Origin of the sequence: Gordonia soli NBRC 108243, from assembly GCF_000334455.1 — a bacterium.
Lineage (GTDB): Bacteria > Actinomycetota > Actinomycetes > Mycobacteriales > Mycobacteriaceae > Gordonia > Gordonia soli.
The window spans coordinates 160,028-174,107 of the sequence record NZ_BANX01000007.1; the positions used below are offsets into that span (position 1 = coordinate 160,028).

General features: G+C 68.1%; 12 protein-coding genes. 4 read left to right on the forward strand and 8 right to left on the reverse strand.

All coding sequences use genetic code 11. The features are described 5' to 3' along the window. Positions 1-5 precede the first annotated feature (5 nt). Positions 6-2,630 (reverse strand): aminotransferase class III-fold pyridoxal phosphate-dependent enzyme, encoded by a 2,625-nt coding sequence (locus GS4_RS06020; RefSeq protein WP_007618545.1) that lies wholly within the window; start codon positions 2,628-2,630, stop codon positions 6-8. Positions 2,631-2,851: 221 nt separating this feature from the next. Between GS4_RS06020 and GS4_RS06025 the strand changes: the two genes are divergently transcribed. Continuing rightward, positions 2,852-4,027: an RsbRD N-terminal domain-containing protein gene (locus GS4_RS06025; RefSeq protein WP_007618547.1), complete on the forward strand. Its 1,176-nt coding sequence runs from the start codon at positions 2,852-2,854 to the stop codon at positions 4,025-4,027. On the opposite strand, the gene GS4_RS06030 is transcribed toward GS4_RS06025, so the two are convergent. Continuing rightward, on the reverse strand, positions 4,024-4,572 hold the full coding sequence (locus GS4_RS06030; RefSeq protein ID WP_007618549.1) for an MOSC domain-containing protein: 549 nt from the start codon (positions 4,570-4,572) through the stop codon (positions 4,024-4,026). The genes GS4_RS06025 and GS4_RS06030 overlap by 4 nt on opposite strands. Positions 4,573-4,756: 184 nt before the next feature. Between GS4_RS06030 and GS4_RS06035 the strand changes: the two genes are divergently transcribed. From GS4_RS06035 to GS4_RS06045, 3 genes are all read left to right on the forward strand, one after another. Further along, on the forward strand, positions 4,757-5,956 hold the full coding sequence (locus tag GS4_RS06035) for an MFS transporter (RefSeq protein WP_007618551.1): 1,200 nt from the start codon (positions 4,757-4,759) through the stop codon (positions 5,954-5,956). Between the two features lie 184 nt (positions 5,957-6,140). Next, positions 6,141-7,628, forward strand: a complete 1,488-nt coding sequence (gene styD, locus GS4_RS06040) for a phenylacetaldehyde dehydrogenase StyD (protein ID WP_007618553.1) — start codon at positions 6,141-6,143, stop codon at positions 7,626-7,628. A 32-nt stretch (positions 7,629-7,660) separates the two neighbouring features. Then, positions 7,661-8,773, forward strand: a complete 1,113-nt coding sequence (locus tag GS4_RS06045; protein WP_007618555.1) for an NDMA-dependent alcohol dehydrogenase — start codon at positions 7,661-7,663, stop codon at positions 8,771-8,773. 115 nt (positions 8,774-8,888) lie between these two features. Here the strand turns inward: GS4_RS06045 and GS4_RS06050 are convergent, their stop codons facing one another. The 6 genes from GS4_RS06050 to paaB are packed head-to-tail and all read right to left on the reverse strand — an operon-like array spanning position 8,889 to position 14,061. Continuing rightward, positions 8,889-9,857 carry an AraC-like ligand-binding domain-containing protein gene (locus tag GS4_RS06050; protein WP_007618557.1) on the reverse strand — a complete coding sequence of 323 codons (969 nt, stop codon included), beginning with the start codon at positions 9,855-9,857 and terminating at the stop codon, positions 8,889-8,891. A 13-nt stretch (positions 9,858-9,870) separates the two neighbouring features. Beyond that, positions 9,871-11,187, reverse strand: coding sequence for a phenylacetate--CoA ligase PaaK (paaK, locus tag GS4_RS06055; RefSeq protein WP_007618559.1), 1,317 nt, complete (start codon positions 11,185-11,187; stop codon positions 9,871-9,873). An 18-nt stretch (positions 11,188-11,205) separates the two neighbouring features. Beyond that, on the reverse strand, positions 11,206-12,309 hold the full coding sequence (gene paaE, locus GS4_RS06060; RefSeq protein ID WP_007618561.1) for a 1,2-phenylacetyl-CoA epoxidase subunit PaaE: 1,104 nt from the start codon (positions 12,307-12,309) through the stop codon (positions 11,206-11,208). A 3-nt stretch (positions 12,310-12,312) separates the two neighbouring features. After that, a complete protein-coding gene (gene paaD / locus GS4_RS06065; protein WP_007618563.1) occupies positions 12,313-12,852 on the reverse strand; it encodes a 1,2-phenylacetyl-CoA epoxidase subunit PaaD in 540 nt (179 codons plus the stop codon). Continuing rightward, positions 12,852-13,769, reverse strand: coding sequence for a 1,2-phenylacetyl-CoA epoxidase subunit PaaC (gene paaC, locus GS4_RS06070; protein WP_007618565.1), 918 nt, complete (start codon positions 13,767-13,769; stop codon positions 12,852-12,854). Before paaC ends, paaD begins: the two co-directional genes overlap by 1 nt. A 7-nt stretch (positions 13,770-13,776) precedes the next feature. Beyond that, complete coding sequence (paaB, locus tag GS4_RS06075; protein ID WP_083862652.1) at positions 13,777-14,061, reverse strand: 1,2-phenylacetyl-CoA epoxidase subunit PaaB; 285 nt, start codon at positions 14,059-14,061, stop codon at positions 13,777-13,779. Positions 14,062-14,080: the final 19 nt, after the last annotated feature.

Genomic DNA, 14,080 nt, shown 5'->3' on the forward strand with positions numbered 1-14,080 from the left:
CGACCTCATGAATTCGTGACAGGTCCGGATGGACGGATGTCGGCCATCGCGAGCACATCCGACAACCGCTCGACGAGCAGGTCGGTGTCGGCCCGGGAGAAGACCATGGGCGGGATGATCAGCAGGGTGCTGCTGTCCCTCGTCGTGAGCTGCCCGACCACCACACTGTGATTCCTCAGCCGTCGACGTACTGCACGTGCGTATCCGACCGCGGGTGCACGCCCCACCGGGTCGGCGATCAGGTCCATCCCGATCGCCAGCCCTGCTCCGCGGATCCTGCCGATCAGCGGGTGGTCGGCCATCAGGGCCGTCAGGGACTCGCGCAGGTACTCCCCCACCGAGGCCGCCCGCTCGCGGAGGGCATCGGTCTCGAGGATGTCGAGCACCACGCACCCGACCGCGCCGGCTACCGGACTGCAGGCGTGTGCGGCGACGTCGTCGGGACCGAGACCCGCGGCTCTGACCAGTGCCTGCGATGCGACGACCGCACCGACGGGATGCCCGTTGGCGAGGGCCGCGCCGAGGACGACCAGATCGGGAACGCTGCCGGAGCTCTCGAACCCCCACCGATGCACACCGTTCCGGCCGAGACCGACCGTCGACTCGTCGGCGATCCGCAGACCACCGAGCCGGTGCGCGGCTCCGGTGAGCGCGGCGAGATCTGCTCCGCCGCAACCGTTGTCAGCCGCCACGAGATCGGTGTCGCCGGCCACGGCGACGACGAGCCGGTACGCCAGGTCACGGGCATCGGTGAGCGAGTCGGTGAACAGCACGGTGTCGAGCTGATCAGGCATCGTCTCGAGCAGACGCGTCGCCAGACGATCCGACGCCGACGAAGGACCATGATGCGAGTCCAACGCGCGGAGCTGACGCTCTCCGGCCTCGACGAGCCGGGGATCGCCGTGCCCGACGATCACGTCGCCGTCGGCGGCGTCGAGGTGTCGGACTCCGTCCGCGTCGACGAGCCAGACCCCCCGACCGGTGGTCGGGGTCATCCGTTCCGCACGGCTGACCGATCCGCGAACAGGAGTGAGCGGGGATGCGCCGAGGAGTTGCGCCGGGTCGGGGGTCACCGCGTCCCAGTGGTGGACGTCGGTGGGACGGATGTGCGAGGGCAGGACGGCGGCGGCCTCGGGATCGACCGCGAGTTGCAACTGCCAGCCCGGATGGTCCGGGGAACCGGTCGGGGCGTCCCCGACGATCCGACCGGCCTCGACGGAGTCACCCTGCTCGACGATCGGCTGTACACCCGGCCACACCGTGACCACCCGGCCACCGCTCGCGTCGGTGTGGTCGATCGTCAGCGGATCGATGCCGATGACCTGCCCCGCGAAGGGAGTCGCGACCTGTAACGGGTACCACGACCAGAACGAGGCACCGACGGAGATGGTCGATGGCTCACCCGTCTCACGATGCCACCGGTCGGATCGATGCGAGTGCACCGACTGATGCGGCGTCGCCGTCACCTCCGTGTCGGCGGCCCTCGCGTCGACCGAGTCACCGATCCAGCGCGGCGACAGTGCACCCGGCAGCACCGCGGCCGGTTCCGCACGAGCGAGGAACCGCTCCGCGGAGTCCATCGGCGGCGGAGTGGCTGACCCGGCCATCGCGCGGAGGTGTGCACGCGCGACGACCGGGTCGATCTGGAGGACCCGCAGCAGGGCCGGATGGGTGTACTGCATCCGCATCGCGCCGTACGCGGTGGGATTCGCCCGGCCTCGGCTGGTCCAGGTCAGCACCTGCACGCAGAGACGTGCGGCGGCGAGTGGGTAGAGGACATCGATCTCGACGTCGGTGAGCGGGGTGACCGAGGTGTACCCGGCGACCAGGTGGCCGAAGGTGTCGAGCGGATCGTCCTTGCGCAGCATCGCGTAGGCGCCCGCCACGGCCAGCTCGGTGATCCGCGCGCTGAGCAGGGCATCGTTGAAGTCGAGCACGCCGGACACGTGTTGCTCGCCGTCGCGGTCGACGACCAACACGTTGTTGTCGTTGAGGTCGTGATGGACCATTGCCCGGGGCAGGGAGTCCAGCAGATGGGCGACACCGTCGAACCACGCCAGAGCGGTCTGCACATAGGGACGCTCGGCGAGTGCCGGGTCGTCGGCGAGGCACAGTTCGATCGCGCGTCGGGAGTTGAGGACGTCCCAGTGATGCGTCGGCTGCAGACTCGACGACGTGAACCCGTCCAACGCGCGGGTGATCCGTGCGGCGGTCGCACCGAGCTCGACGAGCAGAGCGTCGGAGTGGTCGGGCACACGGGCCAATTCGACGCCGTCGACCCAGTTCAGGACTCGCAGCACTCCTGTTCCGGTGCCCGCGTCGATCGGTACGTTCAGCCGCCCGTCGGTGGCACGCACGATGCTGGGGACCGCGACGTCGGAACCGTGGTCGGCGAGGTGGACGAGGATGTCCTCCTGCCATTGCAGCTCGCCGCGGACATGTGCGTCGATCTGGACCTTCGCGAGGTAGGCCTCGCCGTCGGTGGTGCGCACGCGATAGTTGCGGTCCAGTTCCCCACCGAGGAAGTGCAGTCCGCCGACGGCGATGTCGTACTCCTCGCGGAGGGTCACCTCCACGGCGGCGGCTGCGGGATCACCAGTGTCGATCGAACTGGTGGATGGGTTGGTCATCGACGTCCTCTCACTCCGCGAGATCCGGGTCCGGACCGGGCCGGCCCTGTGCGGTACAACACATTCAAATGCCCCATTCTGCTGTGGTCAATGACAGTTATCGCGCGGATATCCCCGCTATTCTGTGCGTGATGCACATTTGAGAACTGGTTCGACCATTCATGTTCCGGACGAACTAAGTGCGTGTTACACCCCGGTTTCACGGGCGACGGAGGGCACGGATGGCGACGGACGACCACACGACACGACTGGTGCGGGACGCCGCCCGCCGGGTGCTCGGCATCCGGTTGGAGGAGGTGATCGATCGCGCGGTCGACCGCACCATCGCCGACGAACCCGGGTACACCGGCGGGCCGGTGAGCCGGGACGATCTGCGCTACCACATGGACCGCACGCTGCGTCTCGCGCTGTTGCGTCTCGTGGGCGACTCCATCCCCCGATCGCTGAGCGACGCCGCGTTCGATGTCGGACGCATCCGCGCCCAACAGCAGGTGCCGCTCGCCACCGTGCTGCACTCCTTTCGCATCGACCTGAAGGTGTTGTGGGAAGCGCTGATCACCGAAGGCCGCCATCTCGGCATCGGGACCCGGGCGGACTTCCTCGAGCTGTCGTCGTTGATGGTGTGGGAGACGGTCGAGACCAACACCGAGGAGGTGGTGGACGGCTACCAGGTCGCACAGGGCAGCCTCGACGAGATCCGCTCGGCCGCGTTCGACCAGCTCCTCATCGACGGTGCGGACACGCAGCAGTCGGTCGACAACGCCGCGCAGATCCTGCACCTCCCGGTGTCGGGTGACTTCGTGTGCCTGGTGGGCGCGTTTCCGGTGCCGCGACCGGAGCTGGTCGGAGAATGCGTCCGCCAGCTGGAGACGATCGCCGTGCCGTACTACTTCAGCTGGTACGCACAGGAACTGCGAGCCGTGATCCACGCACCGCGCGATCACGTCGACATCGCCACCGCCCTCGGATCGCTCGGCGATCACGTCTGCACGATCGTCGACGCGGACGGTCTGGGAGATGTCCCGCGCGCGATCCGGCTGGCACGCACGGCAGTGCACGGCCGGTCGACGGCGGGCGTCCGCCACGTCCGCGAGGACTGGTTACATGCGGTCGCCGGGGCCGGCGGCGAAGTCGCCGACGCGGTCCACGCCGCGGTGTTCGGTCCTCTCGACGACCTCAGTCACTACGAGCGCACCGCGATCCTCGAGACGGTCGGGGACCTCGTCGAACACGGTGGCTCCATCGCCGACGTGGCCGAACGAACCTACCGGCACCGCAACACCGTCCGTAAACGGCTGCGCGACTTCACCGCACTCACCGGGCTCGACGTGTCCCGGACCCGCGATCTGGCGACCACCGCGATCGCCTTCGCGGTCGATCATCCGGGGCGGCGCTAGCCCGCCAGCGGTTGCGCACGCCGCACCTGTTCCGCGGCACGCTCGGGGTCCAGATCGACGTCGGTGACCACGACCGCCGGGCCGACCCGCAACACGCCCGACGTCAGCGGCTGTGCACGGAGTCCGCCACGACCGATCAACGCTTTCCGCACACCATCGCCTGCCATCGTGTCCATCCACGAGCACGGGTGGGCGGGCCGTCCGCCTCGGAACCGGACCGGACCGTCGCCGGAGTCGATCTCGAATTCGACACCGCGCAGGGGATCGAGTTCCAGGCCACGCGTGACCACGTTGCGCCGCGCGACCGCCGGATCGACAGCGCCGGCCGCCGCCTGCCATGCCTCCAGAGCGAGGAAGGTGACCGCGGCCTCGGTGTGCGCACGCACGCCGAAGAAGCGGTCGCCGCGTATCCCCTTGTCCGCGACGATCTCCACCCGATCGGGCGTCGAGGTCTCGACCGAGTCGGCCGGCCCGTCCTTGGGCCGACCGAAGTAGGCATGCCCCGGCGACACGAGCAGGGAGACGATCTCGACGCGGTACTGCATGAGATCGACGATACGAGCCTGGCGTCCGGCGTAGGTGTCCGGCCGCCGGACCCCGGGACGTCCCGGTCGTCCCCTGACCACTCGATCAGTCTTTCCTCGAGAGCGACGGTCGATGGACGCGATGTCGTTAGCAACGCATATTGTCGTATCTGCGATGGCTGCCGACGGAGGAGGAGATGCCGACGTGACGACTCGGACGACGGCGTCGAGACAAACCGACATCCGGTTGGTGACGATCCTGGCCGTGCTCTTCTGCTGCGGGTGGTCGGCGAACCACTTCGCCGCGGTCCTGCCGGTACTCGCCGACGCCGAGGGTCTGTCGCGAGCGGTGCTCAACGGCGCGTTCGGGATCTATGCCATCGGCCTGCTGCCCAGTCTGCTCATCGGGGGCAACCTCTCGGACCGACTCGGCCGTCGGGTCATCGTCCTCACCGGAGCGACCGCGGCCGGTCTCGGCAACATCGCCATGGCCGGGTGGCACGACGAGGTCGGGATCTTCGTCGGGCGACTCGTCGTCGGTCTGGGTGTCGGGCTGGCGGTCAGCGCCGGGACCGCGTGGACGGCCGATGTCGGCGGAAAGCGTGGTGCCGTTCTCGCCGGAGCCATCCTCACCTCCGGTTTCGCGATCGGGCCGCTCGCATCGGCCCTCATCGCCCAGGGGTTCGGCACCGATGCCGCCGCGATCCCGTTCGCGGTCGCAGGTGCCCTGACACTCGTCTCGGTCGCGGCCGGACTGCGATGGGCGAGCAATGTCGTCGCCGACCCGACATCCCCGCCAGACGATGGCACCGAGCATCCGGCAACAGGAGACCGGGCGATCGGGGACCGGGGTATCGGACCCGCGCTGTCGTGGTCGATCCCGATGGCGCTCTGGGTCTTCGCCTCGGTCACGGTCGCGATCGTCACCCTCGCCGAGCGTCTGAACGACCGATACGAGGGACCACTCGTCCCGGGGATCGCCGCCGTCGTCTCACTGGGTTCCGGCGTGGTCATCCAGATCATCGCGCGACGCCTCGACTGGGGGCCACGTTCGGGAGTCGTGGGTGCAGCACTGTCGGCGATCGGCTTCGCGTTGGCCGCTGTCGGGGGCGCGCACCCGTCACTCGCCCTCTTCGGCGTCGCCGCCGTCACCCTGGGAATCGCGTACGGCCTCTGCCTCCGCAACGGACTCGTCGACGTCGAGACCAGGGTGAGTCGCGAGTCCCGCGGCACGGTCACCGGCATCTTCTACGTTTTCACCTACGTCGGGTTCGGACTCCCGGTCCTGCTCACGACGATCGAGCCGTGGGCGGGGATAGTGCCGCCGATGCTGGTGCTGGCCGGCATCGCGGCAGCGGCCGCGACCTTGCGCATGGTTCAGATCAGTCGGCGCCCGACACCCTGAACCGTCGGCTCCGGCCGTCGGACTCCCACGCCGACCACGCCCCGCCATGCGCACATGGACAACAAACCATGCGCATGTGTGCAAGTAACCGGCATCACATTTCGCAACCCTGGTGACAGCAGGCACGTACGCCTGACGGCTGGGTCCCGCTCGAGGATCTCGGCCCGAGCGATGGGAGCGAAACATGACATCAGTGCAGGATGTGGCGGTGGGGGACCTCCTCCCTCCCGACACCGTGGTCGATCTGTTCGTGGGTGGCCGGTGGCGTCCCGCAGCCGGCGGAGCGACCTTCGACGACCTGCATCCGGCGTCGGAACGCGTGCTTGCCCAGGTGGCCTCGGCGTCGGTGGAGGACGTGGACGACGCCGTCCGTGCGGCACGAACGCAGCTCGACGGTGAGTGGGGCTCAACGCCCGGGGTGGTGCGCGGACAGATCCTCAACCGGGTCGCCGCGTTGATCGAGCGCGACGGTGAGATCCTCGCCCGGCTCGAGGCACTCGACATCGGTAAGCCGGTCGGTCAGCCCGGCATGCTCGACGTCCCGAACGCCGCGGCCACCTTCCGTCACTTCGCGGGGTGGGCCGACAAGATCACCGGTCAGACCATCCCGACCGCAGGCTACTTCGGTCAGCCGACGCACTCGTACACCGTGCGTGAGCCCGTCGGCGTGATCGGCGCGATCATCCCGTGGAACACCCCGCTGATGATTGCCGCCTGGAAGCTCGGACCGGCCCTCGCGGCCGGGAACACGGTGGTGGTCAAGCCGCCGGAGGACGCTCCGCTGTCGATCCTGCATCTGGCACGTCTGCTCGACGAGGCCGGACTGCCTGCGGGAGTCGTGAACGTCGTGCCCGGCCTCGGCCACGTGGCCGGGGACGCACTCGTGCGCCACGCCGCCGTCGACAAGATCAGCTTCACCGGCAGCCCCCGCGTCGGTCGGATCATCGGTCAGGTCGCCGCCGAGACGTTCAAGCGCGTCACGCTGGAGCTCGGCGGCAAATCACCACAGATCATCCTCGCCGACGCCGATGTCGAGGCCGCGATCAACGGGACCGCGATGGGGTTGTTCTTCAACCAGGGCGAGGTGTGCGCGGCGGGAACGCGTGTGCTGGTGCATCGTTCGCTCTACGACCAGGTGGTCGAAGGACTCGCCGGAGCCGCCTCGGCGCAGGTGCTGGGTGATCCGCTGGACGAGACCACCACCCTGGGCGCACTGGTGAACGCCAAACAGCGCGACTCCGTTCTCTCCTACATCGAGTCGGGCAAGCGCGAGGGTGCGCGGGTGGTCGCCGGCGGCGAGCCCCACGAGGGTGACGGATTCTTCGTGCGGCCGACCATCTTCGCCGACGCCACCAACGACATGACGATCGCCCGCGAGGAGATCTTCGGACCGGTCGGCACCGTCATCCCCTTCGACGACGTCGACGAGGCCATCGCGATCGCCAACGACACCGACTACGGACTGGCCGCCAGCATCTGGACGCGCGACGTCTCGTACGCACACTCGCTCGCGAGCCGCGTCCGCGCCGGCGCGGTCTGGATCAACGGCTGGGCCGCCATCGACCCCGCGCTGCCCTGGGGTGGCATGAAGACCAGCGGCATCGGACGCGAACTGGGCTGGGCCGGAATCGAAGCCAACACCGAGGAAAAGGTCGTCACCGTCGTCCTCTGACGACACCGACCATCACGAGAGGAACCCGAACCATGAAGACTCAAGCAGCGGTGCTCTGGGAACCAGGGCAGGACTGGAAAATCGAGGAACTCGAACTCGACGCGCCGAAGTACGGCGAGGTCAAGGTCGAACTGGCCGCCTCCGGCATGTGCCACTCCGACGAGCACGTCCGCGACGGCAGCGTCCCGGTCGGCATGTACCCCTACATCGGCGGGCACGAAGGTGCCGGCGTCGTCACCGAGATCGGCCCGGGCGTCACCACCGTCGAGGTCGGCGACCACGTCGCACTCGGCTTCATCCCGGCGTGTGGTCGCTGCCCGTCGTGTGCCACCGGCAAGTCCAGCATCTGCGATCTCGGCGCGAACCTGCTTGCCGGAGTGCAGCTCTCGGACGGCACCGCGCGGCATCACGTCAACGGCCAGGACGCCGGCCTGATGTGCCTGCTCGGCACGTTCTCGCCGGTCACCGTCGTCAACGAGGCATCCTGCGTCAAGCTGACCAAGGACATCCCGCTCGACAAGGCTGCACTCGTGGGTTGCGGCGTCACCACCGGCTGGGGCTCCTCGGTCTACGCGGCCGGTGTCTCCGCCGGTGAGACCGTCGTCGTCCTCGGCATGGGCGGTGTCGGCTGCGGCGCGGTGCAGGGCGCCGCACTCGCCGGCGCACGGCATGTCGTTCTCGTCGACCCGTCGGCCTTCAAGCGAGACCAGGCGAAGGTCTTCGGCGCGACCCACGCGGTCGCCACCATCGACGAGGCGCTCGAACTGCTGCAGGAGATCACCTGGGGCCAACTCGCCGACAAGGTCCTCATCACCGTCGACGTCGCCGACGGCGCCCTGATCGCACCGGCGATGAGCCTCGTCGCCAAGGGCGGTGTGTGCGTGCAGGTCTCGGTCGGAGACCTGACGCAGACCGAGGTCAGCCTCAGTCTGTTCGACCTGACCGCGATGCGGAAGACGCTGAAGGGCGCGTGGTTCGGCAACGCCAACATCCGTTTCGACATCCCGCACCTGCTACGGCTGTACATGGAGGGACAACTCAAGCTGGACGAGATGATCACCACCGAGTACACCCTCGACCAGGTCAACGAGGGCTACGCGGCGATGCGGCGCGCCGAGAACGTGCGCGGCCTCATCCGCTACTGACCGGCGTGGCCGGTCGGGACAGTTGATCGACGGGCACTACGCGACGAGAGTCCTCCGGGGACACCGCAACCAGGTTGTCCCGGAGGACTTTCGTCGTCTGTCGGCCACCGAACGCTCAGAGGTCGGCGATGAGCTGGGAGTCCCGAAACCGCCGTGGTGACTCGCCGTAGGTCTGCTTGAACAGGCGGGAGAAGTGCGATGCGTCGACGAGACCGTTCGATGCGCAGATGGCGCCGATGCTGCGATGTTGCTGGGCGACGTCGGCGAGGTCGCGTCGACACCGGTCCAGCCGCCGCTGGCGGATGAACGTCGCGACGGTCTGCCCGTCGTAGGCGAACAACTTCTGCAACTGCCGCACCGACACATGATGATGTGCGGCAACGGAGGTCGGAGACAGGTTCGCATCGTGCAGGTGCGCCTCGATGTAGGCGCGTGCGCTGAGCAGCACGGTCTCCCCCGCACCGAGTGAATCGATCGGCGCGGACGACCGGATCACCGCGCTCACGAGGTCGGCGACCGCATCCTCGACCAGACCGCCGACCATGCCGGCATCGGATGCACCGGCACGCAGCGACATCAGCAACGGCCGCAGGAGTGCACCGGTCCCGACGCCGGTACCGACCGTACGTGCGGTCGCGTCGGCGAGCTCGCGGTCGGCCACGCGCAGTGACCGTCGGGGTATGACCGCGACGAGCATGTCGAAGGAATCCTCGAGATGAAGGTCGTACTCGACGCTGGTGTCGTAGACCGCGAGATCACCCGGGCCGAGCGTTGCGTACCGGCCGCGCTGATGCACGGTGCTGTGTCCCCTCAGCTGCACGCCGACCTTGATGACTCCGGGATCGGCACGACGAATCATCCTCTCCGAACGGCGAACCCGGGACCGATCACCGATGACGTCGGAGAGTTGCAGATCGCCGATGGCGATCGAGTCGAGTGCACCACGGAACTCTCCCGCCCGGGTGACGGGTGTGGCGTCGAGCGGCACGAATGCCGACGAGATCGCTTCTCGCCAGGCGTCGAAACCCACACTCGACGCAACGTCCACGCCGGTGCGCTCCGCATCGTCTTCGGGTCGCGGCATCGCGGCTCCTCGTTCAGTCCTTCGGCCGGTTGTCGACCAGTCGCTTGGCCTTGCCGGTCGAGCGGAACAGAGCGGCCGGCTCGACGGCATCGACGGTCACGGTGACGCCGATACGGTTCTTGATCAGCTTCTGCAGTTCGACGGCGGCAGCTCCCCGATGCTCGGCCGGTACGTCGTGACGGTACTCCACCCGGACGGTCAGTTGGTCCATTCGCCCCGGCCGCTCGAGGACGCACTGAAACTGCGGTGCCAGCGCCGGGACGGTCAGGATCAATTCCTCGATCTGAGTCGGGAACAGGTTGACCCCGCGCAGGATGATCATGTCGTCGGTACGACCGGTGACCTTCTGCATCCGCCGCATCGACCGCGCCGTCCCCGGCAACAGCCGGGTGAGGTCCCGCGTGCGGTAACGGATGATCGGCATGGCCTCCTTGGTCAACGATGTGAAGACCAACTCACCCTCCTCGCCGTCGGGCAGCACCTCACCGGTCATCGGATCGATGATCTCCGGGTAGAAATGGTCTTCCCAGATGTGCAGACCGTCCTTGGTCTCCACACACTCCATCGCGACACCGGGCCCCATCACCTCGGACAGGCCGTAGATGTCGACCGCGTCCATGTCGAGCTGCGCCTCGAGTTCCTTGCGCATCTGCTCGGTCCACGGTTCTGCGCCGAACACCCCGGTACGCAGCGAGGTCGATGCGGGGTCGATGCCCTTGGCGAGCATCGCATCGACGATGGTCAGCATGTACGACGGCGTCACCATGATCGCGTCCGGCCGGAAATCCTCGATCAGCTGGATCTGGCGATCGGTCATACCACCCGACATCGGGATCACGGTGCAGCCCAGTCGCTCCGCGCCGTAGTGCGCACCGAGTCCACCGGTGAACAGTCCGTAGCCATAGGCGACGTGCACCTTGTCCGACGGCCGCACCCCGGCGGCTCGCAGGCTACGCGCGACGAGATCGGCCCAGTTGTCCACGTCGTTCGCGGTGTAGCCGACCACCGTCGGCCGACCCGTGGTCCCCGACGAGGCATGGATGCGGGACACCTCGTCCTGTGTCACCGCCAGCATCCCGAACGGATAGTTCTCGCGCAGATCGGCTTTCGCAGTGAACGGGAACAGCCTGAGATCGGCGAGGGTCCGCAGGTCGTCCGGATGGACGCCGCGTTCGTCGAACGCACGCCGGTAGTGCGGCACGTTGTCGTACGCATGCTGCAGCGACCACCTGAGTCGATCGAGTTGCACGGCGGCGATCTCGTCGCGGGTCGCGTACTCCAGCCCCTTCTCGGGACTGTCGGCCGCGGGGCGGGGCAGGGTGCTGGTCATGGTCGTCTCCGGTCTCGTTCAGGCGTCGAAGTCGACAGTCACACTGTCGCCGACGGGAAAGGTCTGGCAGGTCAGGACGAAGCCGTCCGCGACCTCGGAATCCTCGAGTGCATAGTTGCGGCGCATGTCCACGTCACCGCAGGTCACCTTGGCGCGACAGGTGCCGCACACCCCGCCCTTGCACGCGAAGGGCAGGTCCGACCGCAATTGCTCGCCCGCGTCGAGGATCGACTCGTCTCGCGGGAGCCGACCGGACACCGTGCGACCGTCGAGCACGATGGTCACGTCGCTGCTCGGTCCGGTGACCCCCGGTTCGCGGTGCTTCTCCTGCGGTGGCGGGACGTCGTCGACGTAGAAGAGCTCGTGATGGACGCGTTCCCTGGGCACTCCGAGATCTCCGAGCACCTCCTGTGCGTCGGTGACCATCCCGAAGGGGCCACACAGCCAGAAGTGGTCGACCTCGGCGGTGGGCACCACCTCGGCGAAAAGTGCGCGCAGACGGTCACCGTCCAGTCGACCGGTGAAGAGCTCGACCTCACGCGGTTCGCGGGAGAGGACGTGGACCACCTCGAGGCGAGAACCGAATTCGTCCTTGAGGTCGGCGATCTCCTCGGCGAACATGACCGACCGCGTTCGCCGGTTGCCGTACAGCAGAACGACTTCGGCATCAGGGTTCTGAAGAACCGACGCGGCGATCGAGAGCATCGGGGTGATGCCCGATCCCGCGGCGATCAGCACATGGCGACCGCCGGCCGCCGGATCGGCGACGAAGGTGCCGGTCGGCGCCTGCACGTCGATCCGGTCGCCGGCGCGCACCTCGTGGACCAGCCACGAGGAGAACAGGCCGTCGGTCACCTCACGCACACCGACCCGGGGTGCGGAGCCGGCCGGCGCGCAGATGGAGTACGACCGGCGATGCTCGACACCGTCCACGGTGCGGCTCAGCATCACCGACTGGCCGGGCCGGAAGTCGTACTCGGGCAGCAGCTCTGGCGGGACGTCGAAGCGGACGGCGACCGCGTCGTCACAGAGTCGTTCGACGTCGGCGACGGTGAGAGTGTGGAACGGCCGGTTCCGGGCGGTGCGCGCGGGCTCCGCCGGTGTCTGGACTGCGGTGGTCACGGGTCAGATCTCCTTCACGTGATCGAAGGGTTCCGCACAACTCAGGCAGCGGTAGTGCGCCTTGCAGAGCGTGGCGCCGAACTCCGACACCAGCTGCGTCTGGTCGGATCCGCACTGCGGGCAATCGATCACACGCGGCCTCGGGGTGAGTGTGAGCGGGATCGGTCCGACGGTCCGCGCAGGCGCACGCCGCGGCGTCGAGTATCCGGCGGCTGCGAGCTTGCGCAGCCCGTCTGTGGAGATCCAGTCGCTGGACCACGCCGGATCGAGACTCGTGCGCACCGTGACCTCACGGAAGCCGTTGCGTGCGAGCACGTATTCGATGTCGTCGCGCATCGTCGCGATGGCCGGACAACCGGAGTAGGTAGGGGTGATGGTGACCGTCACCCCGCCGGCGGAATCCACGTCGACGTCACGCAGCACGCCGAGATCGGCGAGCGTCAGCATCGGCATCTCGGGGTCGACGACGTCGGCGACCAGGTTTCGGGCCTCGTCCGCTCGAACCGGTGCGGATCGATCGACGGTGAGCAGTCGCGCCGCCATCACCACACCCCCTCGGGATGCGCGCGAGCCACACTCTGCATCTCGGCGAGCAACAGACCCATGGTCTCCGTGTGCAATCCGCGGCGACCACCACGCCCACCGACGGTCCCCACGGAGCCGACCTGGGGCACCTCGACCTCGGCTGCGTGCAGCACCTGCGCGATGACGCCGTCGAACTCGGCCCGAACCGAGCGAGGATCGACCGCGACCGAGACCGCCGACAAGGCGATCTCCTCGTCGGTCGGTACGAACAGCTCACCGACATAGGGCCAGATCCGGGTCAGAGCGTCCAGCAGTCGGCGGCGGGACTCATCGGTGCCACACCCGAAGGTGACGACCCAGCGCGCCGCGTAGTCGCGGTGATAGGTCAGCTCTTTGACGCCCTTCGCGGCCACGGCGGCAAGGACCGGATCACGCGAGGTCCGCAGCCGGTCGAAGACCGCGAGTCGGTAGGTGGCGAAGACGAGGAGCCGTACGATCGACACCGCGAAGTCACCGTTGTCGAGCTCGACGAGGCGCACGTTGCGGAATGCCTGCTCGTCGCGGAAGAAGGCCAGCGCGTCCTCGGCGGGGACCGGTGAGCTGTCCGAGATCCGCGGGACCACATCGGCGTCGGCCGCCGCGGCCCGTGCGAGCAGCAGGCGGGCCTGACCGAGGAGGTCGAGCCCGACGTTCGCGAGGGCGACCTCCTCCTCGAGCTCCGGCGCCCGGGTGCTCCATTCGGCCAACCGCTGGGCGCTGAGCAACGCGTCGTCGCCCAGCATCAGGCAGTAGCCGGCGAGCGCACGCAGATCCACATCGGCGGGGACGGTGGTGTCGACTCCGGCCAGTGGATCGTCGAAGCTGGTGCCGAAAGCCCACTGTCCGTGCGAGTCCTCGTCGACCAGCCCGTCGTAGGCGTTGTCGTGATCGGTCATCTCAGCCTCACATGTGGGGGACGTTGTCGGGGATCTCGTAGAACGTCGGATGGCGGTAGACCTTGTCGCCACTCGGCGCGAAGTACGGGTCCTTCTCGGCCGGACTCGACGCGACGATGTCGCCCGAAGCCACGACCCAGATGCTGACGCCCTCGTTGCGTCGGGTGTAGACATCGCGGGCATGCCGCAGTGCCATCTCGTCGTCAGCCGCGTGCAGGGATCCGACATGGACGTGGTTGAGCCCGCGCTTGCCGCGTAGGAAGACCTCGTACAGCGGCCAATCAGCCTTCACCTGAGACGTTCTGGGCTCC